Annotated in this window: 25 protein-coding genes; 8 read left to right on the forward strand and 17 right to left on the reverse strand. The window is 66.5% G+C overall.

Annotation, left to right across the window (positions count from 1 at the left end):
• Nucleotides 1-398: winged helix-turn-helix domain-containing protein (locus G3N99_RS14045; RefSeq protein WP_206122670.1), on the reverse strand; the 398-nt coding region annotated here is incomplete at its 3' end.
• A 126-nt stretch (nucleotides 399-524) separates the two neighbouring features.
• On the opposite strand from G3N99_RS14045, the gene G3N99_RS14050 reads away from it, so the two are divergent.
• Entirely contained in the window at nucleotides 525-1,412 is an 888-nt protein-coding gene (locus tag G3N99_RS14050) for a DMT family transporter (protein ID WP_174936970.1), read from the forward strand.
• A gap of 57 nt (nucleotides 1,413-1,469) precedes the next feature.
• On the opposite strand, the gene G3N99_RS14055 is transcribed toward G3N99_RS14050, so the two are convergent.
• Nucleotides 1,470-1,838 carry a VOC family protein gene (locus tag G3N99_RS14055; RefSeq protein WP_206122671.1) on the reverse strand — a complete coding sequence of 123 codons (369 nt, stop codon included), beginning with the start codon at nucleotides 1,836-1,838 and terminating at the stop codon, nucleotides 1,470-1,472.
• A gap of 77 nt (nucleotides 1,839-1,915) precedes the next feature.
• Here G3N99_RS14055 and G3N99_RS14060 point away from each other — a divergent pair, with 77 nt between their 5' ends.
• Nucleotides 1,916-2,617: a YafY family protein gene (locus G3N99_RS14060; RefSeq protein ID WP_174945653.1), complete on the forward strand. Its 702-nt coding sequence runs from the start codon at nucleotides 1,916-1,918 to the stop codon at nucleotides 2,615-2,617.
• Nucleotides 2,618-2,702: 85 nt separating this feature from the next.
• Here the strand turns inward: G3N99_RS14060 and G3N99_RS14065 are convergent, their stop codons facing one another.
• The 6 genes from G3N99_RS14065 to lysA all read right to left on the reverse strand — a co-directional run bounded on the left by G3N99_RS14065 (nucleotide 2,703) and on the right by lysA (nucleotide 8,489).
• The gene (locus G3N99_RS14065; protein ID WP_206122672.1) at nucleotides 2,703-3,047 is read right to left on the reverse strand and encodes a DUF3088 domain-containing protein; all 345 of its coding nucleotides are present in this window, start codon (nucleotides 3,045-3,047) and stop codon (nucleotides 2,703-2,705) included.
• A 76-nt stretch (nucleotides 3,048-3,123) separates the two neighbouring features.
• Entirely contained in the window at nucleotides 3,124-4,305 is a 1,182-nt protein-coding gene (gene metC / locus G3N99_RS14070) for a cystathionine beta-lyase (protein ID WP_206122673.1), read from the reverse strand.
• Between the two features lie 50 nt (nucleotides 4,306-4,355).
• The gene (locus G3N99_RS14075) at nucleotides 4,356-5,081 is read right to left on the reverse strand and encodes an amino acid ABC transporter ATP-binding protein (protein ID WP_206122684.1); all 726 of its coding nucleotides are present in this window, start codon (nucleotides 5,079-5,081) and stop codon (nucleotides 4,356-4,358) included.
• A 43-nt stretch (nucleotides 5,082-5,124) separates the two neighbouring features.
• Entirely contained in the window at nucleotides 5,125-5,784 is a 660-nt protein-coding gene (locus G3N99_RS14080) for an amino acid ABC transporter permease (protein WP_206122674.1), read from the reverse strand.
• A gap of 75 nt (nucleotides 5,785-5,859) precedes the next feature.
• On the reverse strand, nucleotides 5,860-6,660 hold the full coding sequence (locus tag G3N99_RS14085) for a transporter substrate-binding domain-containing protein (protein WP_174936979.1): 801 nt from the start codon (nucleotides 6,658-6,660) through the stop codon (nucleotides 5,860-5,862).
• A gap of 590 nt (nucleotides 6,661-7,250) precedes the next feature.
• Nucleotides 7,251-8,489: a diaminopimelate decarboxylase gene (lysA, locus tag G3N99_RS14090; RefSeq protein WP_206122675.1), complete on the reverse strand. Its 1,239-nt coding sequence runs from the start codon at nucleotides 8,487-8,489 to the stop codon at nucleotides 7,251-7,253.
• 109 nt (nucleotides 8,490-8,598) lie between these two features.
• Between lysA and G3N99_RS14095 the strand changes: the two genes are divergently transcribed.
• Nucleotides 8,599-9,513, forward strand: a complete 915-nt coding sequence (locus G3N99_RS14095) for a LysR family transcriptional regulator (RefSeq protein WP_206122676.1) — start codon at nucleotides 8,599-8,601, stop codon at nucleotides 9,511-9,513.
• Between the two features lie 55 nt (nucleotides 9,514-9,568).
• Nucleotides 9,569-10,168 (forward strand): GNAT family protein, encoded by a 600-nt coding sequence (locus tag G3N99_RS14100; protein ID WP_206122677.1) that lies wholly within the window; start codon nucleotides 9,569-9,571, stop codon nucleotides 10,166-10,168.
• Between the two features lie 112 nt (nucleotides 10,169-10,280).
• On the opposite strand, the gene G3N99_RS14105 is transcribed toward G3N99_RS14100, so the two are convergent.
• From G3N99_RS14105 to G3N99_RS14125, 5 genes are all read right to left on the reverse strand, one after another.
• A complete protein-coding gene (locus tag G3N99_RS14105) occupies nucleotides 10,281-10,859 on the reverse strand; it encodes a DUF4142 domain-containing protein (protein WP_174915084.1) in 579 nt (192 codons plus the stop codon).
• A 394-nt stretch (nucleotides 10,860-11,253) separates the two neighbouring features.
• Nucleotides 11,254-11,877: an HAD hydrolase-like protein gene (locus tag G3N99_RS14110; protein WP_206122678.1), complete on the reverse strand. Its 624-nt coding sequence runs from the start codon at nucleotides 11,875-11,877 to the stop codon at nucleotides 11,254-11,256.
• Nucleotides 11,878-11,894: 17 nt separating this feature from the next.
• Nucleotides 11,895-12,725 (reverse strand): substrate-binding domain-containing protein, encoded by an 831-nt coding sequence (locus G3N99_RS14115; protein ID WP_241011626.1) that lies wholly within the window; start codon nucleotides 12,723-12,725, stop codon nucleotides 11,895-11,897.
• A 101-nt stretch (nucleotides 12,726-12,826) separates the two neighbouring features.
• The gene (locus G3N99_RS14120) at nucleotides 12,827-13,093 is read right to left on the reverse strand and encodes a Txe/YoeB family addiction module toxin (RefSeq protein WP_174936993.1); all 267 of its coding nucleotides are present in this window, start codon (nucleotides 13,091-13,093) and stop codon (nucleotides 12,827-12,829) included.
• Nucleotides 13,090-13,350 carry a type II toxin-antitoxin system prevent-host-death family antitoxin gene (locus G3N99_RS14125; RefSeq protein ID WP_060968669.1) on the reverse strand — a complete coding sequence of 87 codons (261 nt, stop codon included), beginning with the start codon at nucleotides 13,348-13,350 and terminating at the stop codon, nucleotides 13,090-13,092. Before G3N99_RS14125 ends, G3N99_RS14120 begins: the two co-directional genes overlap by 4 nt.
• A 225-nt stretch (nucleotides 13,351-13,575) precedes the next feature.
• Here G3N99_RS14125 and G3N99_RS14130 point away from each other — a divergent pair, with 225 nt between their 5' ends.
• The gene (locus G3N99_RS14130; RefSeq protein WP_206122679.1) at nucleotides 13,576-14,019 is read left to right on the forward strand and encodes a GNAT family N-acetyltransferase; all 444 of its coding nucleotides are present in this window, start codon (nucleotides 13,576-13,578) and stop codon (nucleotides 14,017-14,019) included.
• 57 nt (nucleotides 14,020-14,076) lie between these two features.
• Complete coding sequence (locus G3N99_RS14135) at nucleotides 14,077-14,295, forward strand: DUF1653 domain-containing protein (RefSeq protein WP_006480837.1); 219 nt, start codon at nucleotides 14,077-14,079, stop codon at nucleotides 14,293-14,295.
• A 51-nt stretch (nucleotides 14,296-14,346) separates the two neighbouring features.
• On the opposite strand, the gene G3N99_RS14140 is transcribed toward G3N99_RS14135, so the two are convergent.
• The 3 genes from G3N99_RS14140 to G3N99_RS14150 form a co-directional block, all read right to left on the reverse strand.
• The gene (locus G3N99_RS14140; protein WP_206122680.1) at nucleotides 14,347-15,558 is read right to left on the reverse strand and encodes a crosslink repair DNA glycosylase YcaQ family protein; all 1,212 of its coding nucleotides are present in this window, start codon (nucleotides 15,556-15,558) and stop codon (nucleotides 14,347-14,349) included.
• Nucleotides 15,559-15,932: 374 nt separating this feature from the next.
• The gene (locus tag G3N99_RS14145; protein ID WP_050781615.1) at nucleotides 15,933-17,321 is read right to left on the reverse strand and encodes an MFS transporter; all 1,389 of its coding nucleotides are present in this window, start codon (nucleotides 17,319-17,321) and stop codon (nucleotides 15,933-15,935) included.
• A gap of 26 nt (nucleotides 17,322-17,347) precedes the next feature.
• A complete protein-coding gene (locus tag G3N99_RS14150; protein ID WP_206122681.1) occupies nucleotides 17,348-17,881 on the reverse strand; it encodes a darcynin family protein in 534 nt (177 codons plus the stop codon).
• Between the two features lie 43 nt (nucleotides 17,882-17,924).
• On the opposite strand from G3N99_RS14150, the gene G3N99_RS14155 reads away from it, so the two are divergent.
• Nucleotides 17,925-18,554 (forward strand): TetR/AcrR family transcriptional regulator, encoded by a 630-nt coding sequence (locus G3N99_RS14155; protein ID WP_206122682.1) that lies wholly within the window; start codon nucleotides 17,925-17,927, stop codon nucleotides 18,552-18,554.
• A gap of 136 nt (nucleotides 18,555-18,690) precedes the next feature.
• Nucleotides 18,691-20,430 (forward strand): alpha,alpha-trehalase TreA, encoded by a 1,740-nt coding sequence (gene treA, locus G3N99_RS14160; RefSeq protein WP_206122683.1) that lies wholly within the window; start codon nucleotides 18,691-18,693, stop codon nucleotides 20,428-20,430.
• A gap of 96 nt (nucleotides 20,431-20,526) precedes the next feature.
• Here the strand turns inward: treA and G3N99_RS14165 are convergent, their stop codons facing one another.
• Nucleotides 20,527-22,014 (reverse strand): carbohydrate porin, encoded by a 1,488-nt coding sequence (locus G3N99_RS14165; protein ID WP_174937006.1) that lies wholly within the window; start codon nucleotides 22,012-22,014, stop codon nucleotides 20,527-20,529.
• Nucleotides 22,015-22,150: the final 136 nt, after the last annotated feature.

The raw sequence follows: 22,150 nt of genomic DNA on the forward strand, positions 1-22,150 counted from the left end.
CTCTCGTCCGGCAGCCACGACGGCGGCAGCCATCCGCAACCGGGCTTCACGGACGTCGGCGCCGCTTCGAGCGACTGGCGCGACAGCCACAGCGGATCGAGCCCGCGATCGAGCTGCGGGCCGAGATCGGCGAGCGCGAGCGGCGGCGCGTGCCCCGACACATAGAAACCCGAGCCGCGCCGCGCGACCAGCACGCCTTCGCTCGCGAGCCGCTCGTACGCATCGACGACGGTCGATTTCGACACGCCCAGCGCGTCCGCCATCATCCGGATCGACGGCACGCGCGCGCCGGGCACCAGTGCGCGGCTCGCGATTCGTGCGCGCAACGTATCCATCACGGTTTCCACGCGCGTGCGCGACGGGGTGGGCGGAACGGGAAGCGGGGTGGCCTGGCTCATGGCGAAGAATGAACTGTACGGCTGGTTGTCCAGTACAGTTTGTCCGAATTGTATTGGGCTGTAGCTTACGCGCTTTTCGCGGGCGGCGGATCATCGGTCATCCACTTTCCCCGTTCAGGATTTCCCGTGCAAAAGACGACCGACGGATGGCTCAGCGGCCTGCTGGGCGTGATCATCTTCAGTGGCTCGCTGCCCGCGACGCGTATCGCGGTGCAGGGGCTCGACCCGCTGTTCCTCACCTTTGCGCGCGCGACGATCGCCGGCGCGCTCGGCCTGCTGTTGCTCGTCGTGCTGAAGCAGCGGCGGCCGACGCGTGCCGAAGCCGTGTCGCTCGCCATCGTCGCGCTCGGGGTCGTGATCGGCTTTCCGCTGCTGACGGCGCTTGCGCTGAAGCACGTGACATCGGCGCACGCGATCGTGTTCGTCGGGTTGCTGCCGCTCGCGACCGCGCTGTTCGGCGTATGGCGCGGCGGCGAACGGCCGCGGCTGCCGTTCTGGATCTTCTCGATCATCGGGAGCTGTGCGGTGGCCGCGTTTGCGCTGCGCAACGGCGGCCAGGCGTCGGTGGTCGGCGATGCGCTGATGCTGGCCTCGATCGTCGCATGCGGGCTGGGCTATGCGGAAGGCGCACGCCTGTCGCGCGAGCTCGGCGGATGGCAGGTGATCTCGTGGGCGCTCGTACTGTCGCTGCCGCTGATGTTGCCGCTCACGTGGCTCACCTGGCCCGCGTCGTTCGACGGCGTCGATGCTGCCGCATTGTGGGGGCTCGCGTACGTGTCGCTGTTCAGCATGCTGATCGGCTTCGTGTTCTGGTATCGCGGGCTCGCGCTCGGCGGGATCGCGGGCGTCGGCCAGTTGCAGCTGCTGCAGCCGTTCTTCGGCCTGCTGCTGGCGGCAGGGCTGCTGCACGAGACGGTGCCGCCGTCGATGGTTGTCGTGACGGTCGTCGTGGTCGGCTGCGTGGCGGGTGCGAAATACTTCTCGAAAATGGCGCCCGTGCGGCGCGCGGGCTGACGTGCGAGCCTGAACCGATGCGCGGGCGCGACCCGTCGAAGGTCGGCCCGCTCGTACTCACTCGTCCGGCGTGCACACACGCAAGCGGTGGCCGTCCGGGTCGAGCGCGACGAACGTCAGGCCGAACACGGCCGTCATGGGCTCTTGCTCGAACGGCACGCCGAGCGCCTTCCACGCGTCATGCAGCCGCCGGACTTCGCGGTCGTCGTCGACCATGAACGCCAGCTCTGACCGGTGGCCGGCGCCGCCCGACACGAAATCGCGCGCACGGGTCGACCACAGGCCCAGATGCAGCCCGTTGTCGAACGTGAACGCCGCATAGGTGGGAAACGCGGCGACGGGCTTGCGGCCGAACAGGCGTTCGTAGAACTGCGCGCTGCGCGCCGGGTCCTCGACATACAGAAGAACGAGATTCGGAGAGGTCATGCGGAGCCGTCCTGGGTTCGATTAAGATGCGTTCCATTCTATGAACGGATGCTGTCAGAAAATGGCAGCATGGAACGATGACGCGTGCCGAACGATTGCTCTCGCTGCTGCAGGTGCTGCGGCGCCACCGCCGCCCGGTGAGCGGCCGCGTGCTGGCCGGGGAGCTCGGCGTCAGCCTCCGGACGATCTATCGCGATATCGCGTCGCTACAGGCCCAGGGCGCGGACATCGAAGGCGAGCCCGGTATCGGCTATGTGCTGCGCGCCGGCTTCATGCTGCCACCGCTGATGTTTTCGCAGACGGAACTGGAGGCGCTGATGCTCGGCTTTCGCTGGGTCGGGAAGTTTGCGGATGCGCAGCTCACGACGGCTGCGGCCGATGCGCTCGCGAAGATCTCCGCGGTGCTGCCCGCCGAGCTGCGCCGCGAGATGGAATGCACGACGCTGCTCGTCGGCCCGCGCACGATCGTGGATCGGGAAACCGTCGACATGCGTGTCGTGCGCGCGGCGATTCGCACCGAAAGCAAGCTGGGGATCCGCTACGCGGGCGAGGGCCGGAAGACGATCGACGAACGGGTCGTATGGCCGTTCGCGCTCGGCTATTTCAATGACGTGCGGATCCTGGCGGCGTGGTGCGAAGGGCGAAACGATTTTCGGCATTTCCGGACGGATCGCATCGTTGAACTCGAACCGCTGGACGTGCGCTATCCGCGGCGGCGCGCGGCGTTGCTGAAGGCTTGGCGCGCGGCGGGCGCCGACGTGCGCGTGGGGGTGAAGTAGCTCGCGGCCGGCGGCGCGGCGGAGAACGGGCCGCGCATCGCGCGCCCCATTCCGTGCGGCCGCTCGACCGCACGCGCCGATGTGCTTATGCGACGTGCGCCACGCCGTATTGCGCCGACAGATACCGCCGGATATCGGCGGGCGAATCGATGAAGCGCCGGCCGTTGTGCTCCCGAATCGCGAGGGTGTCGTCATTCGGCGCTCGTCCGTCGCCGAGCACGAGCACGGGTGCCGACTGGTTGTCCGCACCGATCAGCGTGACGATCGGCTGGCGCGGACGCGGGGCATCGACGTATTCGACGTCGACGGCATCGCGCAACTGTGGATAGAAACTCAGCAGCCCTTCGACGGAAACCGAATCGCCGCAGTAGAACGGACCTTCGGAGTCCTTGAAGAAACTCGGGCGGAGAATGAACAGTGTGTCTTTCATGATGATCTCGCTATGACAGAGTGAAAAACGTCGAAGAAAACGTGATGTGGGGTGGCACGCGTGACGTCGCCGGATGTCACGCTTCCGCGAGCGCGGCGGCGCGCATCCTCGCGAAGCCGGCCGCGAGGTCGGCAATCATGTCGTCGGGATGCTCGAGCCCCGCATGAATCCTCAGCAGCGGGCCGTCCGCCGCCCATTGGGTGGCGGTGCGGTGGCGCGTCGGATTGGACGGGATGATCAGGCTTTCGAAACCGCCCCAGCTATACCCCATGCCAAAGCACGTCATGCCGTCGAGCAGGGCGCGGACGGCTTCGTCGGCCTGCGGATGCAGCACCACGCCGAACAGCCCGCACGCGCCGGTGAAATCGCGCTGCCACAGTGCATGGCCGGCGTCGCCGGGGCGCGCCGGATACAGGATCCGCGCGACTTCCGGCTGCCGCGACAGCCAGTCGGTCAGCACGTGCGCGTTGCGCTGATGCCGCTCGAGCCTGACCGACAGCGTACGCAGGCCGCGCAGCGCGAGATACGCGTCGTCGCCGCTGACGGTCATGCCGAGTTGCCGGTAGAAGCGCGTGACTTTCGGCGCGAGCGCCTCGGTCGTCAGGATCGCGCCCATCAGCACGTCCGAGTGCCCGGCGATGTATTTGGTCGCGGCGTGAATCGACACGTCGACGCCATGCGAAAACGAGCGGAAATTCAGCGGCGTGCCCCATGTGTTGTCGAGCAGCACGACCGCGCCGTGCTGGTGCGCGACGCCGCTGATGGCCGGAATGTCCTGCACTTCGAAGGTCAGCGAGCCCGGCGATTCGGCGAATACCGCGCGCGTATTCGGCTGCATCAGCGACGCGATGTCCGCACCGATCGCCGGATCGTAGTAGGTCGTTGCGATGCCGAGGCGCGCCAGCGTTTCGTCGCAGAACGAGCGGGTCGGGTCGTACACCGAGTCGGCCATCAGCAGATGGTCGCCCGGATTCAGCACCGCGAGCAGTGCGGTCGTGATCGCACTCAGGCCGCTCGGCGTCAGCAACGCGGCGTGTGCGCCTTCGAGCCGCGCGAGCGCCTTCTCGAGCGCGCGCGTGGTCGGGCTGCCGTGACGCCCGTACGCGAGCGGCGTGCCGCGTACGGCGTCGAGCGCGTCGGTGCCGTGAAAGAGCAGCGTCGACTGGCGATAGACAGGCGGGTTGACCGGTGAACCGGGCTGGTTGTGCGAGCGGCCTTCATGGGCGAGAACGGTGTCGGTCGAATGCAGGTGGTTCAAGATGTCTCCTTTGAGTGTCGGTCAATCGAAGCGGCGCAGCCGTCATGCGGTCAATGCAGGATCTTGTTGAGAAAGTCGCGCGCGCGCTCGGAGTGCGGTGACGCGAAGAACCGGTCGCTGGCCGCGTCCTCGACCACCGCACCCTGGTCCATGAAGATCACGCGATGCGCGACCTTCCGCGCAAAGCCCATTTCATGCGTCACGCATACCATCGTCATGCCGTCGCGCGCGAGTTCGACCATCACGTCGAGCACCTCGTTGATCATCTCGGGATCGAGCGCGGAGGTTGGCTCGTCGAACAGCATCGCGACCGGGTTCATCGACAGCGCGCGCGCGATCGCGACGCGCTGCTGCTGACCGCCGGACAACTGCCCCGGGTACTTGTGCGCGTGCGCCTTCAGGCCGACGCGGTCGAGCAGCTTCATGGCGTTCTCGACGGCCTCGTCCTTGCGGCGGCCGAGCACCTTGATCTGCGCAAGCGTCAGGTTGTCGGTGATCGACAGGTGCGGAAACAGCTCGAAATGCTGGAACACCATGCCGACGCGGGCGCGCAATTGCGCAAGCTTCGCGGCGGGATCGCCGAGCCGCGTGCCGTCGACGGTGATGCTGCCTTTCTGGAACGGTTCGAGACCGTTGATCGTCTTGATCAGCGTCGATTTCCCGGAGCCGGACGGCCCGCACACGACGACCACCTCACCCTTCGAGACCGCCGCGCTGCATGCCGAGAGCACCTGGTGCTTGCCATACCATTTCGATACGTTGTCGAGCGTAATCATGTTCTGTCCGTCGAAGGAGTTCATGTGAATGTCGGGTGCGCGTTCAATGCGTGGACGGCAGCGCGAGGCGCGTCTCGACGCGACCCTGCAGCCGCGTGAGCAGCGTGCTGAGGACCCAGTAGATCGCGGCGGCGGCGAGATAGAGCGGCAGCGGCTGGAACGTCGCGGCGATCACCTCCTGGGTCGAGCGCAGCAATTCGGTGACGGTGATCACGGAGACGAGCGACGTGTCCTTGATCAGGCTGATCAGCGTGTTGCCGAGACTCGGCACCGCGAGGCGCAGCGCTTGCGGGCAGACGACGTAGCGCAGCGTCTGCACGTGCGTGAGACCGAGACTGTGGGCGGCCGCCCATTGCCCGCGGCCGATGCCGAGAATCGCGCCGCGCATGCTTTCGGACAGATAGGCGCCTGCGTTGAGCGTCAGCGTGAAGATGCCGGCCGTCGTGGGATCGAGCGTGATGCCGAGATCGGGCAGCCCGTAGTAGACGACGAACATCTGCACGAGCAGCGGCGTGCCGCGCATCAGGCTGACGTAGCCCTGCGCGACGCTTGCGGCAAGCCGGTTGCTGCCGATGCGCATGATCGCGATCACGAGCCCGACGACGAGACCCAGCGCCATCGACGCGACGGCAAACTTCAGCGTGAGCATGGCGCCCTTGACCATCACGGGCAGCGTATGTACGACCAGTTGGAGTGCTTCCATTGCGTGTCTCCTGATTGTGTGCCGGACGGCCCGCGCGTTCGTGCAGGCGTGTGCACGGGCGCGGGGCGAGCTGCGTTATTGCGTCACCGGCTTGGTCGTGTCCGCGCCGAACCACTGCATCGAGATCTTCTTCATCGTGCCGTCCTGCTGCAGCGATGCCACGGCGTCGTCGATCGCCTTCGCGAATTTCGGATTGCCCTTGCGGAACGGGATGCCCATCCGGTCTTCGCCGCCCGCGAGCACGGAGCCCGGGCGCAGCGGCAGGTGCGAGTTCTTGATCAGGTAGCTGAGCATCAGGCGATCGTTGACGGCCGCGTCGATCCGTCCGGCCGCGAGGTCGCGCAGGTTCTCCGGCGTACCGGGGTAGACCTGCAGGTCGATCGCGGGCACGGTCTTGACCAGATCGACGTAGTTGCTGCCCATCGTCACGCCGACCTTCTTGCCCTTCAGTTCGTCGAGCGACTTGAATGCGCGTGCATCGTTTTGCCGTTGCAGCAGTTGCGCGGACGAATACACGTACGGCGTGCTGAAGTCGAGCGCCTGCTGGCGCGACGGTGTGATCGCGACCTGGTTGACGATCACGTCGAACTTGCCGGCCTGCAGGCCGGCAAGAATCCCGCTCCATTCGGTCGTCACGAACTGCGGCTTCACGCCGAGGCGAGCGGCAACCGCCTTCGCGACGTCGACGTCGAAGCCTTCGAGCTGGCCGTCGGCATTGCGATAGTCGAACGGCGGGTAGGTGCCTTCCAGCGCGATCTTCAGTACACCGGATTGCTTGACGGTGTCGAGCAGGTCAGCCGCATGCGACGTTGCGGTCGCGATGCAGAGCAGGGCGGCCGCGATGCCTTGCTTGAACGTCGGGGTGAAGTGTTTCATGGTTGTCTCCGTGGTTGTTGTCGAAAATTCAGGGTGCGCGACGCCGCGGCGACGGGCGGCGTCGCCGTGAGCGGGAAGTCGGTGAAGCGTGAGGCGGCGGGCGTTGCCGTTCGCCGTGCGCGATGCCGTGCGTTACGGCATGCGTTCGTGGGCGATGGAGGACCGGGGCGCGTACGGATGGACGAGGCAGGCGCGTGAGCAGCAGCGAAGGCCGACGTGTGCGGCGAAGCGTTCAAGCGTGCGATTCATGATTGCCCGTGCAGCATTGCGAGTGTGGTGGACCGGATGCATCGTCGATGCGTATCCGGCGATAGGAATGCGGTGCGACTGAGGGCAATCTTAGTTTTGTCAAAAGGGAATGTGTTTCCAAAGATGCGTGCACTTTTCACGCGACGTGGAATGTTTTTCTCTGCGTGCGAGAGGTGGCGCAAGCGATCTGCTGCGGTTGCGCGCGATGAGAAGGATCAGGTGCTACGGTGCGGGCGAAGGGTTGCTCCAGGCTGCGATCCGGCCGTACGCCGAAAAGCAAAACGGCCAGGCTGCCGTGAGCGGCAAGCCTGGCCGTTGGCCATCGTCACGCGGGAGTCGCGTTACTCGAACGTTTCGAGCGCGAGCAATTCGTCGATCGTCTGCCGGCGGCGGATCAGCCGCGGCGCGCCGCGATCGACGAGCACTTCCGGCGCGAGCGGCCGGCTGTTGTAGTTCGATGACATCGACGCGCCGTACGCGCCTGCATCGTGCAGGAACAGCAGGTCGCCGATCTGCGGCTGCGCCAGCTTGCGGTGCGTGACCACGCCGCCCGCGTCCTGCGTGAACACGTCGCCCGATTCGCACAGCGGCCCCGCGATCGCGAGATCGACGAGCGGCCGGCCGGCGGGCAGCGCGCCATCGTGCGTGTGCACCGACACCGCATGGTAGCTGCCGTACATCGACGGGCGCATCAGGTCGTTGAAGCCCGCGTCGATCAGCACGAAATCGTGCTGCGGCCGGCGGTTGACGGCCTGCACTTCGGTGACGAGCGTGCCGGCTTCGGCGACGAGGAAGCGGCCCGGTTCGATCTCGATGCGCACCGGGTGGCCGAGATGCCGTTCGATCCGCTTGCGCGCGGCGTCCCACTGGCTGAAGTAGTGACCGACGTCGACGCGCGGCTCGCCGTCGCGATACGGGATCGACAGGCCGCCGCCGGCCGAGATTGCGTCGATGTCATGGCCGAGCGACGTGACGAGATCGACCATCGCATCGCACACCTGCGACAGGTGGCCGTAGTCGACGCCCGACCCGATGTGCATATGGATGCCGACGAGCTTCAGCCCGTACTGGCGCACGATCTCGATCGCGCGCGGCACGTCGTCGATCCAGATGCCGTGCTTGCTCTGCGGGCCGCCGGTGTTGGTCTTGTTGCTGTGGCCGTGGCCGAAACCGGGGTTGACGCGCAGCCACACGCGGTGGCCGGGCGCATGCTCGCCGATGCGCGCGAGCATGTCGAGCGAACCGGCGTTCACGGTCACGCCGTGCTTCAGCACGGCTGCGAGTGTCGGGCGGTCGATCAGGTCGGCCGTGAACACGACGCCTTCCGGCTCGCCGGCGGGGCTGAACCCGGCCGCGAGGCTGCGCTCGATCTCTCCGAGCGACACGGCGTCGACGCATGCGCCTTCCTCGCGCATCAGCTTCAGGATATGGATGTTCGAGTTCGCCTTCTGCGCATAGCGGATCACGTCGAACTGACGCAGTTGGGCGATGCGGTCGCGGATGACGTCGGCGTCGTACACCCACAGCGGGGTGCCGTGTTGCTGCGCGAGCGTCGCGAGATGGCGGGAATCGAGGGACATGGCAGATGAATCGGGTCGAATGAACGGATAGCGTGAATGATGCACCTGATTGCCTATACAGTAAAATGCCTGTTTATCGACATTCGATTCATATCTGATATAGACGATCATGCTCACGCACCGCCATATCGAGGTCTTTCGCGCGCTGATGGTCACCGGCAGCACCACGCGCGCGGCCGAGATGCTCTATACGTCGCAGCCGACGATCAGCCGCGAGCTCGCGCGCATGGAGCAGGTCGTCGGCTTCGCGCTGTTCGAGCGCGCGCACGGCCGGCTGCGGCCGACGATGGCCGCGCTCACGCTGTTCGACGACGTGCGGCTTGCGTATGTGGGGCTTGAACGCGTCGCGGCAACCGCCGCGCGCCTGCGCGAGTTTCGCGACGGTCAGTTGTCGGTGATCGCGCTGCCGGCGTTCTCGCACGCAATCCTGCCTGGTGCGTGTCGGCGTTTTAGCGAGAAGCACGCGGGTGTCAGCGTGTCGGTTGCGACGCAGGAATCGCCGGTGCTCGAGGAGTGGCTGACCGCGCAGCGTTACGACCTCGGGCTGACCGAGCACGACGTCGCGCCGGCCGGCACGGTGCTCACGCCGCTGCTCGAAGTCGACGAAGTGTGCGTGTTGCCCGACGGCCACCCGCTGCTCGCGCAAGATGCGATCGATCTGCCGGATCTCGCCGATCGCCCGTTCGTGAGCCTGTCGCTGAACGATCCGTACCGCATCCTGATCGACGAGGCGTTCGCGCAGCTCGGCGTTGCGCCGCGCTCGGTCGTCGAAACACCGTCGGCCGTGTCGGTGTGCGCGTTCGTTCGGCAGGGGCTCGGCGCCGCGATCGTCAATCCGCTGACCGCGCTCGATTTCGTCGGGCGCGACCTGCACGTGCGGCCGCTCACGCGGTCGTTTCCGTACCGGGTCAGCGTGATCGTGCCCGAGCACCGGCCCAAGAGCCTGCTCGTCGATGCGTTCGCCGAAGCACTACGCGGCGAGGCGAAGGCGATTCGCCGCCGGTTGGCCGCGGTCCTCGGCTGACGCGGCCGTATGATGGGCGTTTCGTTGCCATCGTCGTCTCTTTCCGGAACCCTTCATGACCGACGCTTCTGCCTCCCTCGAACCACCGATCCTCACTGGCGAACGCGTCGAACTGCGGCCGCTCGACTCATCCGACCGGCAAGCGCTGCTGGACGCCGCCGCGGACGGCCAGTTGTGGAACCTGAAGGTCACGGTCGTGCCGGGCCCTGAGACGATCGACGCCTATATCGACACCGCATTGCAGGGCCGCGCCACGGGCACCGTGATGCCGTTCACGATCGTCGATCGCGCATCGGGCCGCGTGATCGGCAGCACGCGCTTCTGGAAGATCGATCGCAGGAACCGCAAGCTCGAGATCGGCCATACGTGGCTGAGCGAATCGGCGCAGCGCACGCGCGCGAATACCGAAGCGAAATGGTTGTTGCTGGGCTATGCGTTCGACGTGCTGCAATGCGTGCGCGTGCAGTTCACGACCGACGAGCTGAACGAGAAATCACGCGCGGCGATCCTGCGGCTCGGTGCGAAGCAGGAAGGCATCGTGCGGCACGAACGGATCATGCCGGATGGCCGCAAGCGTAATTCGGTGCGCTTCAGCATCATCGACGACGAATGGCCGGAGGTGCGTGCGCGGCTGCTGGCGAAGCTCGCGACGTAACGTGCAACGCGTGAAGTGCGACGTTGGATGTGCGTCGCGCCGCCGGAAGGGGGCGGCGACGCGACGACAGGGGAAGTAGTGCGCCGCGCAGGACGCGCGGCGCCGCGGCGCGTTACTGCGCCGATGCGAGGTGGTGACGTTCCGCGAGCTTCTGCGCGTCGGCGTAGTGCTTCTGCAGGATCGGCAGCGACTGGCGTGCGACTTCCTTCAGCTTCGTGTCGCGGCCCGAGGCGATTTCGGCCTGGAAGGCCGAGATGGCCTTCTGCTGGCCGGCGAGCGCGACCTGTTCGATATACGCCTTGTCGAACTCGGCGCCGCGCAGGTTCTTGATGCTGCCCAGCACGGCCGTGTCGGGGTCGTTGGCCGGCACGTCGACGCCGCGCGGGCTCGCTGCGCGCATCGCCTGGATGATCTTTTCATCGTCGGTGGACACGCGTTGCGCGAACGCCTTGACCTGGCTGTCCGACGTGCGCGAATCGGCGATGCGTGCCGCGTCGTGCTGCGTCGACACGGTCTTCGTGCCGTCCGTGATGAAGGCCTGGTCGGCTTCGTGGATACGCGTCGCGGCGGCGGCCGGTGCGTTCGGTGCGGCCGGTGCCGGTTGTGCGGTTTGCGCGGTCGCCGTCACGGCGACGAGAAGCAGGCCAGCGGCAGACAGTGCAAGGCGCGAGATGTGGGGAAAGCGGTTCATGGGACCTCCTTTCGATCGGGGCTCTGGTTGAAAAACGGATCACGTGATCCGTTGCTGTGCGAGAGACCGGGCGCGCCCGGGCCGGATTCGACCGCCGCTCTGCCGCGGCGCCGGTCGAAGTGTTTCCCGGCCCGACTGATTCTAGGAGAGCGATCCGGTAGCAGGTGCAACCGCGCTGTGGTTTGTGTAACGGTTGGTAAGACGAATCGATGCGCAAGCAAGCGGGCAGGTATTGCGTACCTGTTGCGTGCGCGGCGGCGGCAATTTTTGCGCGCATGACGCGTGCGGGATGCACGTCGGTGTCATCCGCTTTTCATCGTCGTGCGGCTGTGTCGTGCGATGACGTGTGCATCGAGCGATGCGGCGAACCGGATACGCGAAGCGCTCGAATGCGTCACACGCGATCGAGCAAGGCGTCGAGACGAGGCAGCAACGGTGTCGCGCAATGGGCCTGCAATGCGTCCGGCGCGGTGTAGCCCCACGCGACGCCCTGGAATGCGATGCGCGCGCGTCGTGCCGCGTCGGCGTCGCGGATTTCATCGCCGACATACAGCACTTCGTCGGCGCGCACGCCGGCCTCGCGAACGAGCGCGCGCAGGCGACGCGCCTTGCCGAACAGTGGAATGCCGCACGCGAAGTGCTCGACACGGCTGCTGGCGTGCGGGCCGAGCCGGTCGCGCACGATCTCCTCGGTATTCGACGTGGCGATCGCGATGCGGATGCCGCGCGCGGCGAGCGCGTCGAACGTCTCGCCGACGCCGGGGAACAGCACCACTTGCGCGACGCGCGGCTGCATCAGGCGACGCATGTCGATCGTCACGCGCGGCACTTTCCACATCGGCACGTCGAGCGCGCGAATGATGTCGCGCGCCGACATGCCGCGCAGCGCCGGGCGCAGCTCGGGCGTGGCGTCGCGAAAGCCGTGCATGCGCGACGCTTCCGACAGCGCGGCGAGAAAGCTGTCGAGCGAATCGGCGAGCGTGCCGTCGAAGTCGAATGCGATGAGGCGATAGGGCATGAAGCGGCGTGGCGGGGTTATTGGGCAGGCGACATTGTCACCGAATCGAGGCCCGTCGCCCGCACGGCCGGTTGCGCCTGCGGCGACGCGAGAAAGTCGAGCAGCTTCTGCGCTTCTTCCGGATGATCGGCGCCGACCGGAATGCCGCCCGCGAAACGCGTGACCGACTGCACGGATTCGGGCACCTTGCCCGCATACGTGACGCCCGGCACCGGCAGCAGCTCGCTGACCTGCTGGAAGCCGATCTCGTAGTCGCCGTTCGCGACGACCGAGGCAACCGGAATGCGCGGCACCATCTTCGCCTTCGGCTTCACCTGGGCCTCGACGCCGAGCTTCCGGAACATTTCCTTCTCGATATAGACGCCGCTCGCGCTGTCCGAATACGCGACCGATTTCGCATGCAGCAGCACGTCCTTCAACTGCTCGACGGTGCCGATGTCGGGTTTCGGCGCGCCGGCGCGTACGACCATCCCGATCCGCGAATCGGCGAGCTCGACGCGCGATGCCGGAATCACCTTGCCCTCCTTGATCAGCCGGTCGAGCGCATAGCCGACCATGATCAGCACGTCGGCCTTTTCGCCGTTCGCGAGGCGGTTCGGAATCGCTTCCTTCGATTCGCCCATCGACGGGCCGGAGATCGTGTCGAGCGTGTCGCCGGAGGCGGCCGTGAAGCCGGGGCCGAGCTGCTTGTACGCGGCCGTGAAGCCGCCGGAGATCATCACGCGCAGTTCGGTCGCTGCGGCAGGCAGCGTGACGGACGCGAGCGCGACGGCGGCAAGCCAGAACGTGGCGCGGCGCGCGAGGCGATGACGGGGGGCAGGGGCGGTGAGTGCGGCGCGGTCGCGCATCGGGGTGTCTCCTTCCAGTCTGTCGTGGTCGGGGTGCGCGGTCGATTGACGCGTTGCAAGGCAGATCGCGCGTTACGGGTGCAGTGAGTTCTGAGGCGATGCTATTCGTAGTGGTAGCGGCAGGACACGATGCTGATCTGCGAGTCGTCAGCTTCGTAGACCAGACGGTTCGTGTCGTCGATACGGCGCGACCAGAAGCCGGAGAGATTGGCCTTTAACGGTTCGGGTTTGCCGATGCCTTCGAACGGCGTTCGCTGGGCTTCGCGAATGAGCTGGTTGATGCGCTTGAGCGTCTTGCGATCCTGCCCCTGCCAGTAGACATAGTCGTCCCACGCGTCGGAGGTAAAGAGCACGCGGCGTACGCTCATTCGTCATCCGCCGCGAGCTTGTGTTCCTTCGCCTTGCCCTTGCGCAGTTGCGCGATCGAACGTTCGAGATGGGCGACGTTGGCAGGAGAGCGCAGCAAGTGCACCGTCTCCATCAGGCTGTCGTAGTAGTCCTGCGACATGATGACGGCGTTCGGTGCATCGCGGCGCGTGATGAGCGTGACGTCCGCATCGTCGACGACCTGGTCGATAACGGTCTTCAGATTGCCACGAGCATCCGAAAAATGAATCGTGCGCATGATTACCTCACTTGTACATATAACCGTACAAGTGTAGCACATTCGATAAATATGTACGGGTTGCTGTACAAGTCGACCGGCTCCTGCCTGGTTGCCCGCCACAATCGTCCAGAAAGAGCATGCGCATCCGTCGGGCCGTAGCCGATAAGCAGCGCCGCTTGTACCCCTTCACGCCGCGCGGTATCGTCAGCATTTCGCTTTCCACCACCCCATCCGGAGACCGACGTGCCCGCTGCCACCCCCGCCACGCTGAGATTTTCCACCGACAAGCGCGAACTCGACGTCGACGCGATCTTCGACTTCCTGCATCGCGATGCGTACTGGTCGCAGGGCATTCCGCGCGACGTGGTCGAGCGTGCGATCGAGGGCTCGCTGTGCTTCGGTGCCTATTTGGGCGATCGGCTTGTCGGTTTCGCGCGGCTCGTGACCGATCACGCGACGTTCGCGTACCTGTGCGACGTGTTCGTGCTGCCGGCCGAACGCGGCAACGGCTACGGTCGCGCGCTGATCGACCACGTGTTCGCGCAGGAGATGGTGCAGGGCCTGCGCCGCATCATGCTCGTGACGTCCGATGCGCACGAGCTGTACCGGCCGGTCGGCTTCGAGCTCTCTGCAAACCCCGAGCGCGTGATGGAGATCCGCCGCCCGGACATCTACGCGAAACGCTGACGCGCGGCGCAGCGCATACAATACGCGCTTTCCGTTTTTGCCGAAGAGAAGCCCATCATGACCGAACAGGAAGCCGAACAGCTCGCGACGCATCGCCATTACAAGGGCGGGCTGTATCGCTACATCGGCGTTGCCCGCCATTCCGAAACCGAGGAATCGGTGGTCGTGTACGAACACCTGTGGCCGCATGCGCGCGGGCTGTGGGTACGGCCGGAAGCGATGTTCAACGGCAACCTCGAAGACGGCACGCCGCGTTTTCGCAAGCTGCGCGACTGATTGACGGCCGGCGGCGCGCGCCGCTGCCGTGCCAGCCGGCTGCGTGGACGTCTACACGCCGGCCAGCGCCTTCACCAGTTCCGGCGGGGCCTGCCCGGCCGTGACTTCCGGCGTGCCATGCCACGCCGCGAGCTTCTTCACCGCTTTCGCGACATCCGCTGCGAGCCCCGTGCCGAACCGCACGCCCGGCTCGACATGCACGGCCTTCAGTTCGAACGTGCCGAGCGTGCGATGCGCCTTCGCGTCGATGCGCCCGACCAGCCGCCCGCGATGCAGCACCGGCAGGCAGAAATAGCCGTAACGCCGCTTGTGCCCGGGCGTATAGCATTCGATCGTGTAATCGAAACCGAATAGCGTCGACGCGCGCCGGCGGTCCCATACGACCGGGTCGAACGGCGACAGCAGCGTCGTGACCGTCGAGCGCAGCGTGTCGGCCTCGGCGGCCGGCAACAATGCTTCGAGCGAGCGATGCACGTAGGCCGGCTCCTTCCAGTCGTCGATCGCCACCGGGATCAGGTCGCCCGCGTCCGCGAGCTGCTCGAGCTCCGCGTGGTACGAACGGCGCGGCAGCCGATAGTAGTCGGCCACCCAGTCCGCGCGCACGACGCCGAGCGCCCGGCACGTGTAGTCGAGCAGCGCGGGCAGCACGGCGCTGCGCGGCGGCAGGTCGCGCGTGTCGTCCCAGTCGGGCAGCACACGCTCGCGCACGTCGTACACGCGCTGGAAATTGCGGCGTTCCGACACCATCAGGTCGCCCGTCGTGAACAGCACCTCCAGGTGCTGCTTCTCGGGCTTGCGATCCCACCAGCCGTTGCCCTTCACGCCATCCTCGCGGGCGAAATCGGCCGACCTTACGGGGCCCTCGGCGCGAATCCGCGCGAGCAGCCGCTCGATCTCGGGACGATTCTGCTCATGCCACTCGGCCGCGTACTTCCAGCCCATCCCCGACGGATCGAGCATCTTGTAGCGCATCAGGCCGAACTGCTCGACCGGCAGGAAGCACGCTTCGTGCGACCAGTACTCGAACAGGCGCGCCTCGGCGAGATGTTCGTCGAGCCACTGCGGCGAGAAATTGCCGAGACGGCTGAAGAGCACGAGATACGGGCTGCGCGCGACGACGTGAATGGTGTCGATCTGCAACTGCGCCATCCGGCGGATCGTGTCGAGCACGTCGGATTTGGTCGCCTTGCGGCGGGGCGGCGTCAGCAGGCCTTGCGCGGCGAGATGCAGCGCGCGGGCGGCGGCGGTCGAGAGCGTAAGCATCGGAGGGGCGGCCGGGAGTGATGGTCGGGAACCACTTTAGCGCGAAAGCGGCGCGCGCGTGCGACGTGCCGAAGCACCGTGTCTGACAATGGTTGACAGATGCGTTGCGCAAGTTTCCCTATAGTGCAGTTCATGGCGCGACGATAAAGACGCGCAACGATTTTGCTTCCGACGCACATATGTCAATGGCACGCAGGAAGTGAATCCGGGATTCTCAACCCCCATCGGGAGACCCGGAGCCCTGAGCGGACATCCATGCGGCTGTGCACCGGCCCCGTGTGGATGTCCGCTGATTTTTTTTGTTTTTCCGGTTTGCTTCGCGAGCCGCGTTTCCTTTTGTCCCTTCCGCCGAATCCCGTTTACCAGCCGGTCGTCTAGGACCGCTTGCCGCGTGCGACTTCGTCGCCGGCGCCGGGCGGCAGCCGCCGCGTGATCGGAATCGACGCGAACGAGCACAGCCCGACCACGACGAACGCGGGCCAGAAATCCGACCACACCATCTTCTGATGCCCCTGCAGCCAGTGTGAAATGTGCAGCACGAGGCCGGCCACCGTCACGCCCAGGCCGAGCGACATCTGCTGCACGACACTGCCGAGGCTCGTCGCGCGGCCGGCGTCGCGCGGCGAGATGTCCGCGTAGATCATCGAGTTCAGGCTCGTGAACTGCAGCGCCGGGAAGATGCCGCCGACGAGCACGATCAGCCAGATCGCCCAGGTCGCCATGCCAGGATGGAACACGCCGTACGCGGCGATCGCGAGCCCCGCGAAGGCCGCGTTGTAGATCAGCACCGTGCGGAAGCCGAAGCGGCGCAGCGTATGCGTGGCCGTCGAGCGGCTCATGGCGCCGCCGAACGCGGACGCGCACGTGATGAGCCCCGAATGGAACGCGCTCATGCCGAGCCCTTCCTGCAGCGCGAGCGGCAGCAGGAACGGCACCGCGCCGAGGCCGATACGGAACAGCGACCCGCCGACGACGCTCGCGTGATACGTGGGGATCTTGAGGAAGCTGAGGTCGAGCACCGGGCGCTCCTTGCGGCGCGCGTACGGCACGTAGAGCGCGAGCAGGACGGTGCCGGTCACGCACATGACGAGCGCGTTCGAGCGCGACGTGAGCGAGCCGTCGATCAGCGTGAGGCCCATCAGCAGCAGCGCGGCGCCGCTGGCCGACAGCAGGAAGCCGAACCAGTCGAGCGGGCCGGGATCGGGCTCGCGCGTGTTCGCGATGTGCTTGCTCGCGAGGTAGATCCCGTAGATGCCGATCGGCACGTTGATGAAGAAGATCATCCGCCAGTGCAGGTAGGTCGTGATGAAGCCGCCGACGAGCGGCCCGACCGTGGGCCCGAACAGCGCGGGAATCGCGAGGTAGTTCATCGCGCGCACGAGATCCGAGCGCGGCACGGCGCGGAAGATGATGATGCGGCCGACGGGCACCATCATCGCGCCGCCGACGCCCTGGATGAAGCGCGCGAACGTGAGCACGCCGAGGGAATTGGAGGCCGCGCACATCAGCGAGCCGACGACGAAGATGCCGATCGCGGTGCGGAATACGGAGCGTGCGCTGAAGCGGTCGGCCAGCCAGCCGCAGATCGGGATGAACACGCCGAGCCCGACCACGTAGGCCGTGATCGCAATGTTCAAGGTGACGGGGCTGTGCCCGAAGTCCCTCGCCATCGCGGGGAGGGCGGTGACGATGATGTTCGCGTCGACGCTTTCCATGAACAACGCACAGGCAACGATGAGCGGTGCTAGAAAGACGGGCGACATGGGCTGGGCACGCGGTAAAGACGCCATTATGCCCACAATGTGACCGTTGAGTCACGTACGACAACAGTTGTTCCGCATGTTGCAACAGTCGTCTCTTTTTGCAGGCGGTACCGAAAGAACGACTGCGCAGATTCGACGCTTGAATCGCGCCTGTATCCCGCATGCACCCGGGCGGCAGACAGTGCGATCTCGTCGTCTTTGGCCGCACATACGTTCTCGACAACTGGCAGGATCTCGACAATGTCGACGCAGCGATTCCGGAACGGCATCTCGCGAAGCGCCTCGATCGCGCGTCCGCATGTGTGGTGATCCTGCGCGTCTTCGATACACCCATCGGTCACGCAAGCAGAGTAGAACGCGGTGTCGTAGAAGTGCCGCGAGACGCATTCGCCCCGAGTTGCGCGGATCGACGCGATGTCTTCGCACGGCGGCCGCAAGCGTTCCGGCATGGGGAAGCCGCGCCATTCGGGGCGCGTTTTCACGACGATGAACCGGGTGGGCAGGGGCGCGGTTTGCCGGGGCACGCTGATTCCTTTTGACTGAGTGGAAGGGCGTTTCATAGAATATGAGCGTTTGCTCATATACGAAACTCGCATTCCGACCATGTCCGAAGCGTCTCCACGCATCCCGCTGTCGCCGCGCAAGGCGCCGCGCCAGCGCCGCTCGCTGGCCACCGTCGACGCGATCGTCGAGGCCGCTGCTCGCATTCTGGAGCGCAACGGCTTCGACGGTTACACGACGAACGCGGTTGCGGCGCTGGCCGGTGTGAGCATCGGTTCGCTCTATCAATACTTCCCGAATCGCGATGCGCTGACGGCCGCGCTCGTCGAGCGCGAGAGTGCGCATCTGCTCGACGACGTCGACCGGGCTGGCGCGCTGTCGTCATGCGACGACGTGCTGCGCGCACTGGTGCGCGCGGCCGTCGCGCACCAGATGCGCCGTCCCGTGCTCGCGCGGCTGATCGATTTCGAGGAGGCGCGGCTGCCGCTCGGCGCGCGCACCGCACGCGTCGCGGATCGCATCCACGCGACGCTGCTGCACGCGCTCGGGCTGCGCGATGCTCCACGTGTCGCCGCGCCCGACGTCGTCGCGCACGATCTGCTCGCGATCGTGAAAGGGATCGTCGATGCGGCGGGCGCACGCGGCGAGACCGATGCGGATGCGCTCGACGCCCGTGCGTGGCGGGCCGTACGCGGTTATCTGCGTGAGTCGCGCGAATCGAAACTTGCTTGATGTGCACGTTTCGTGCGACAGTCGGATCCACTCGCACCACAAAACGACGCGTATCGATCGAGGGCCATCGAGACGAGCGCGCGCGCGAACGAGACCTCGTGCCGACCCACTCACCATCGAAAGGAGGGGACACGTCATGACGTCACGTCGTGCCGCATCGATTGCATCGCGATTCTCAACGCGCTTCTCAAGCCGTCTCTCACCGCCTCTCGCCCCACCTGCGCCGCGTCTTCGCTGGGCCGCCGCACTGGCCGTCGCGTATCTCGCCGTTGCCGGCTGCGCCGCGCAGGCCGACAACGCGAACCAGGCCGCCGCGCAGGCAGCAGCCCAGTCGGCACCGCCGGCCACGGCCGCGCTTGCCGCCCCCGCATCGGGCACGCTGCTGCTGCCGCCGAGCCAGCTCTATGGCGACCTGTTCGTCGCGGTGCAGACCGCGCAGATCTATCCCGACCAGAAGACCTTCGTCGACGCGACGCCCGACAGCGATCCCGCGACGATCGTGCAGTTGTATCAGCAACAGAAATCGCAGCCGGGCTTCTCGCTGAAGGCATTCGTCGGCCAGCATTTCACGCCGCCGCCGGAAGGCGGTGTGACGCCGCCACCGAACCAGACGCTGCGCCAGCACATCGACTGGCTGTGGCCGCAGCTCACGCGCACGAGTGCGACGGTGCCGCCCTACAGCTCGCTGATCCCGCTGCCGAAGCCGTATGTCGTGCCGGGTGGCCGCTTCCGCGAGGGCTACTACTGGGATACCTATTTCACGATGCTCGGGCTGCAGGTGTCGGGTCGCGAGGATCTCGTCGACAACATGCTCGACAACTTCGCTCATCTGATCGACACGATCGGGCACATCCCGAACGGCAACCGCACGTACTACGCGAGCCGCTCGCAGCCGCCGTTCTTCGCCTACATGGTCACGCTCGCCGCGCAGGCCGAAGGCGACAAGGTCTATCAGAAATACCTGCCGGAACTGCGCAAGGAACATGCGTACTGGATGCAGGGCGAAACCACGACGCCGCGCGGGCAGGCCACGCGCCATGTGGTCGCGATGCCCGACGGCGCGGTGCTGAACCGCTACTGGGACGCGAGCGATACGCCGCGCGACGAGTCGTATCTCGAGGACGTGACGACCGCGAAGTCGGTGCCGGCGCGTCCGGCGAACGAGGTCTACCGCGACCTGCGCGCGGGCGCCGAAAGCGGTTGGGACTACAGCTCGCGCTGGTTCGGCGACGGCAAGACGCTCGCGACGATCCGCACGACGTCGATCGTGCCGGTCGACCTGAACAGCCTGATGTTCCATCTCGAGACGACGATCGTGAAGGGCTGCACGGTCACGCGCGACGTGGCATGCGTGACCGATTTTTCCGCGCGCGCGGCGCGGCGTGCGGCCGCGATCAACCGTTATCTGTGGAACCGCCGCGGCTACTACGGCGACTACGACTGGCAGCAGCGCAAGCCGCGCGACGCCGTGACGGCCGCCGCGCTGTATCCGTTGTTCGCGGGCGTTGCCTGGCCCGAGCGCGCGAAGGCGACCGCGCGCGAGGTGCGCAAGACATTGCTGCAGCCGGGCGGCCTCGCGACGACCACCGAGAACACCGGGCAGCAGTGGGATGCGCCGAACGGCTGGGCGCCGTTGCAGTGGATCGCGATCGACGGGCTGCGGCGCTATGGCGAACCGGCGCTTGCGAAGGACATCGGCACGCGCTTCCTGTCCGACGTGAAGCATGTGTATGCGACCGAAGGGAAGCTCGTCGAGAAGTACGTGGTCGAAGGCGCCGGCACGGGCGGTGGTGGAGGCGGGGAATATCCGTTGCAGGACGGTTTCGGCTGGACCAACGGCGTCACGCTGAAACTGCTGGGGCTGTACGGCGAGTGACGCGCGGCGCGGGCCGCGCGCTGACACCGCACGAGAACGCACGGGCCGGACTGTCGCGCAAGCGGCCGTCCGGCCCGTGTCTGTATCCGGCTTGCCTTAGAACGTGATCGTCGTGCGCACGCCGACCACCGTTTCGTCGCCGATGCGTGCGCCGGCCGCGTTCGGGTTCGGGATGCCGCCGCCCGGACGGAAGAAGTGCTGCAGGTCGGCCTGCATTTGCCACCACGGCGTGACCTGGTACTGGTAGGTCGCCTCGACGACCGTTTCCGCGCGGCGCACCGGATAGCCGGGCGTCGTGTAGACGCCGGTGTCGCCGTCGAGGCCGCGCGCATGCGAGCCGATCTTCGCGTAGCCGACCGCGATGCCCGCGACGTCGTTGTCGCGCCCCTTGAACGGCGCCTTCAGCGTCACGCCTGCGTTGGCGGCGAAATCGACGATATTGCGATCGCCCGGTGCGCCCATCACGCGTGCGAACACGCCGACCGAGCGCGGGCTGTCGGCCGACGGCCGCCACACCATCTGGTCCGCGACCGCATAGAACCCGTAGTTGCCGCGATGGGTGGCGGCGATGCCGTTGCTGTCCGGATTCGCGAGCGACAGGCCGTCGGTGCCGTAGCGCGGGTCGTTCGCATGCTGCGACTGATACCAGACGCCGAGCTTGTACGTGCCCGGCAGGCCGGCCGGCTGCGGTGCCTTCGGATCGGCGGGCGGCGCGTTCAGCGCGTACTGCACTTCGCCGATCACGAACGTGCCGCTGCGCAGGTTGAAGTTGGTGCCGTGCGCGTTCAGCACTTGCGCATCGCCGTCGCTGCGGCCGGCCGGGTTGCCGTCGAACACGCCGACCATCGCGGTCCACGCATCGGACGGCTTCACGCGCAGCCGCACGCCGAGCGACGACAGCGGATACGCGGGGCCGCCGGCCGGCAGGTCGGTCGACGGCAGCACGGGCCAGCCGAACGTCGCGTTCATGAACGTCGCCGCGTTCTGGCTCACCATGAATTCCTGGTCGACGCTCTGCTGGCCGACCTTCACGTCGACCTTGCCGTCGAGCAGCGACTGCTGGTACCAGAGTTCCCACAGGCGCGTGGTCGAATTCGCTTCGATGCCGGTCGCGGTCTGCAGCGTCTGCAGATAGCGCTGCGTGAGATTGGTGCCGTGAATCTGCAGCGCCGACACGTTGAACGTGCCGCCCGGCAGGCCGACCGCCTTGCCCGTGTCGACGTTGAACCCGAATTGCGTGAGCCCCTGGTACGCGCCGCCGCGATTCGTGCCGCCCGACGTGTTGTACAGGTACTCGCTGGTTTCCTGCAGGCTCAGCGTGATGCCATGATCGCCAAGCGTGTCGCGCAGGCCGCCCATGTTGCCGAGCAGGTTCGAGCGCTCCCAGAAGCCGGTGGGGGCGGGCGCGGCAGCATCGGCGGCCTGTTGTGCGGGAGCGGCGGCGTCGCTGGCGCCGGCCGCGGGTTCGGTTGCGGCCGGCGACGACGCTTGCGCGAACGCGGGCGTGGCGGCGAGCGACAGCAGTACCGTGGCGAGCGCATTGACGCGGCGCTTGCGCGGAACGGGTTCGAGGTAGTTCTTCATGTGGGTTCCGTTGTCGGTTTGATTAGTTAAGCTGAAGAAACGAAAACGTGATGCGGGAAGCGTGGCGAGACGGGACGGTCGCGCGGCGGCGCCTGGCGCGTGGCACGGCGGCGCGACGGGGGAATTACGGCAGCCA

Origin of the sequence: Burkholderia sp. Ac-20392, from assembly GCF_017104585.1 — a bacterium.
GTDB lineage: Bacteria > Pseudomonadota > Gammaproteobacteria > Burkholderiales > Burkholderiaceae > Burkholderia > Burkholderia lata.

Excerpts from the sequence above, each read along its gene's own strand:
- G3N99_RS14100 (WP_206122677.1), top strand. The coding sequence starts at position 9,569 with ATGACCGACGCTTCTGCCTCCCTCGAACCACCGATCCTCACTGGCGAA.
- G3N99_RS14080 (WP_206122674.1), bottom strand. The coding sequence starts at position 5,784 with ATGGAAGCACTCCAACTGGTCGTACATACGCTGCCCGTGATGGTCAAG.
- G3N99_RS14140 (WP_206122680.1), bottom strand. The coding sequence starts at position 15,558 with ATGCTTACGCTCTCGACCGCCGCCGCCCGCGCGCTGCATCTCGCCGCG.
- G3N99_RS14105 (WP_174915084.1), bottom strand. The coding sequence starts at position 10,859 with ATGAACCGCTTTCCCCACATCTCGCGCCTTGCACTGTCTGCCGCTGGC.
- G3N99_RS14165 (WP_174937006.1), bottom strand. The coding sequence starts at position 22,014 with ATGAAGAACTACCTCGAACCCGTTCCGCGCAAGCGCCGCGTCAATGCG.
- G3N99_RS14150 (WP_206122681.1), bottom strand. The coding sequence starts at position 17,881 with ATGAAACGCCCTTCCACTCAGTCAAAAGGAATCAGCGTGCCCCGGCAA.
- G3N99_RS14085 (WP_174936979.1), bottom strand. The coding sequence starts at position 6,660 with ATGAAACACTTCACCCCGACGTTCAAGCAAGGCATCGCGGCCGCCCTG.
- treA (WP_206122683.1), top strand. The coding sequence starts at position 18,691 with ATGACGTCACGTCGTGCCGCATCGATTGCATCGCGATTCTCAACGCGC.
- lysA (WP_206122675.1), bottom strand. The coding sequence starts at position 8,489 with ATGTCCCTCGATTCCCGCCATCTCGCGACGCTCGCGCAGCAACACGGC.
- G3N99_RS14110 (WP_206122678.1), bottom strand. The coding sequence starts at position 11,877 with ATGCCCTATCGCCTCATCGCATTCGACTTCGACGGCACGCTCGCCGAT.
- G3N99_RS14060 (WP_174945653.1), top strand. The coding sequence starts at position 1,916 with ATGACGCGTGCCGAACGATTGCTCTCGCTGCTGCAGGTGCTGCGGCGC.
- G3N99_RS14095 (WP_206122676.1), top strand. The coding sequence starts at position 8,599 with ATGCTCACGCACCGCCATATCGAGGTCTTTCGCGCGCTGATGGTCACC.
- G3N99_RS14120 (WP_174936993.1), bottom strand. The coding sequence starts at position 13,093 with ATGAGCGTACGCCGCGTGCTCTTTACCTCCGACGCGTGGGACGACTAT.
- G3N99_RS14055 (WP_206122671.1), bottom strand. The coding sequence starts at position 1,838 with ATGACCTCTCCGAATCTCGTTCTTCTGTATGTCGAGGACCCGGCGCGC.
- G3N99_RS14115 (WP_241011626.1), bottom strand. The coding sequence starts at position 12,725 with ATGCGCGACCGCGCCGCACTCACCGCCCCTGCCCCCCGTCATCGCCTC.
- G3N99_RS14065 (WP_206122672.1), bottom strand. The coding sequence starts at position 3,047 with ATGAAAGACACACTGTTCATTCTCCGCCCGAGTTTCTTCAAGGACTCC.
- G3N99_RS14145 (WP_050781615.1), bottom strand. The coding sequence starts at position 17,321 with ATGTCGCCCGTCTTTCTAGCACCGCTCATCGTTGCCTGTGCGTTGTTC.
- G3N99_RS14125 (WP_060968669.1), bottom strand. The coding sequence starts at position 13,350 with ATGCGCACGATTCATTTTTCGGATGCTCGTGGCAATCTGAAGACCGTT.
- G3N99_RS14075 (WP_206122684.1), bottom strand. The coding sequence starts at position 5,081 with ATGATTACGCTCGACAACGTATCGAAATGGTATGGCAAGCACCAGGTG.
- G3N99_RS14135 (WP_006480837.1), top strand. The coding sequence starts at position 14,077 with ATGACCGAACAGGAAGCCGAACAGCTCGCGACGCATCGCCATTACAAG.
- G3N99_RS14155 (WP_206122682.1), top strand. The coding sequence starts at position 17,925 with ATGTCCGAAGCGTCTCCACGCATCCCGCTGTCGCCGCGCAAGGCGCCG.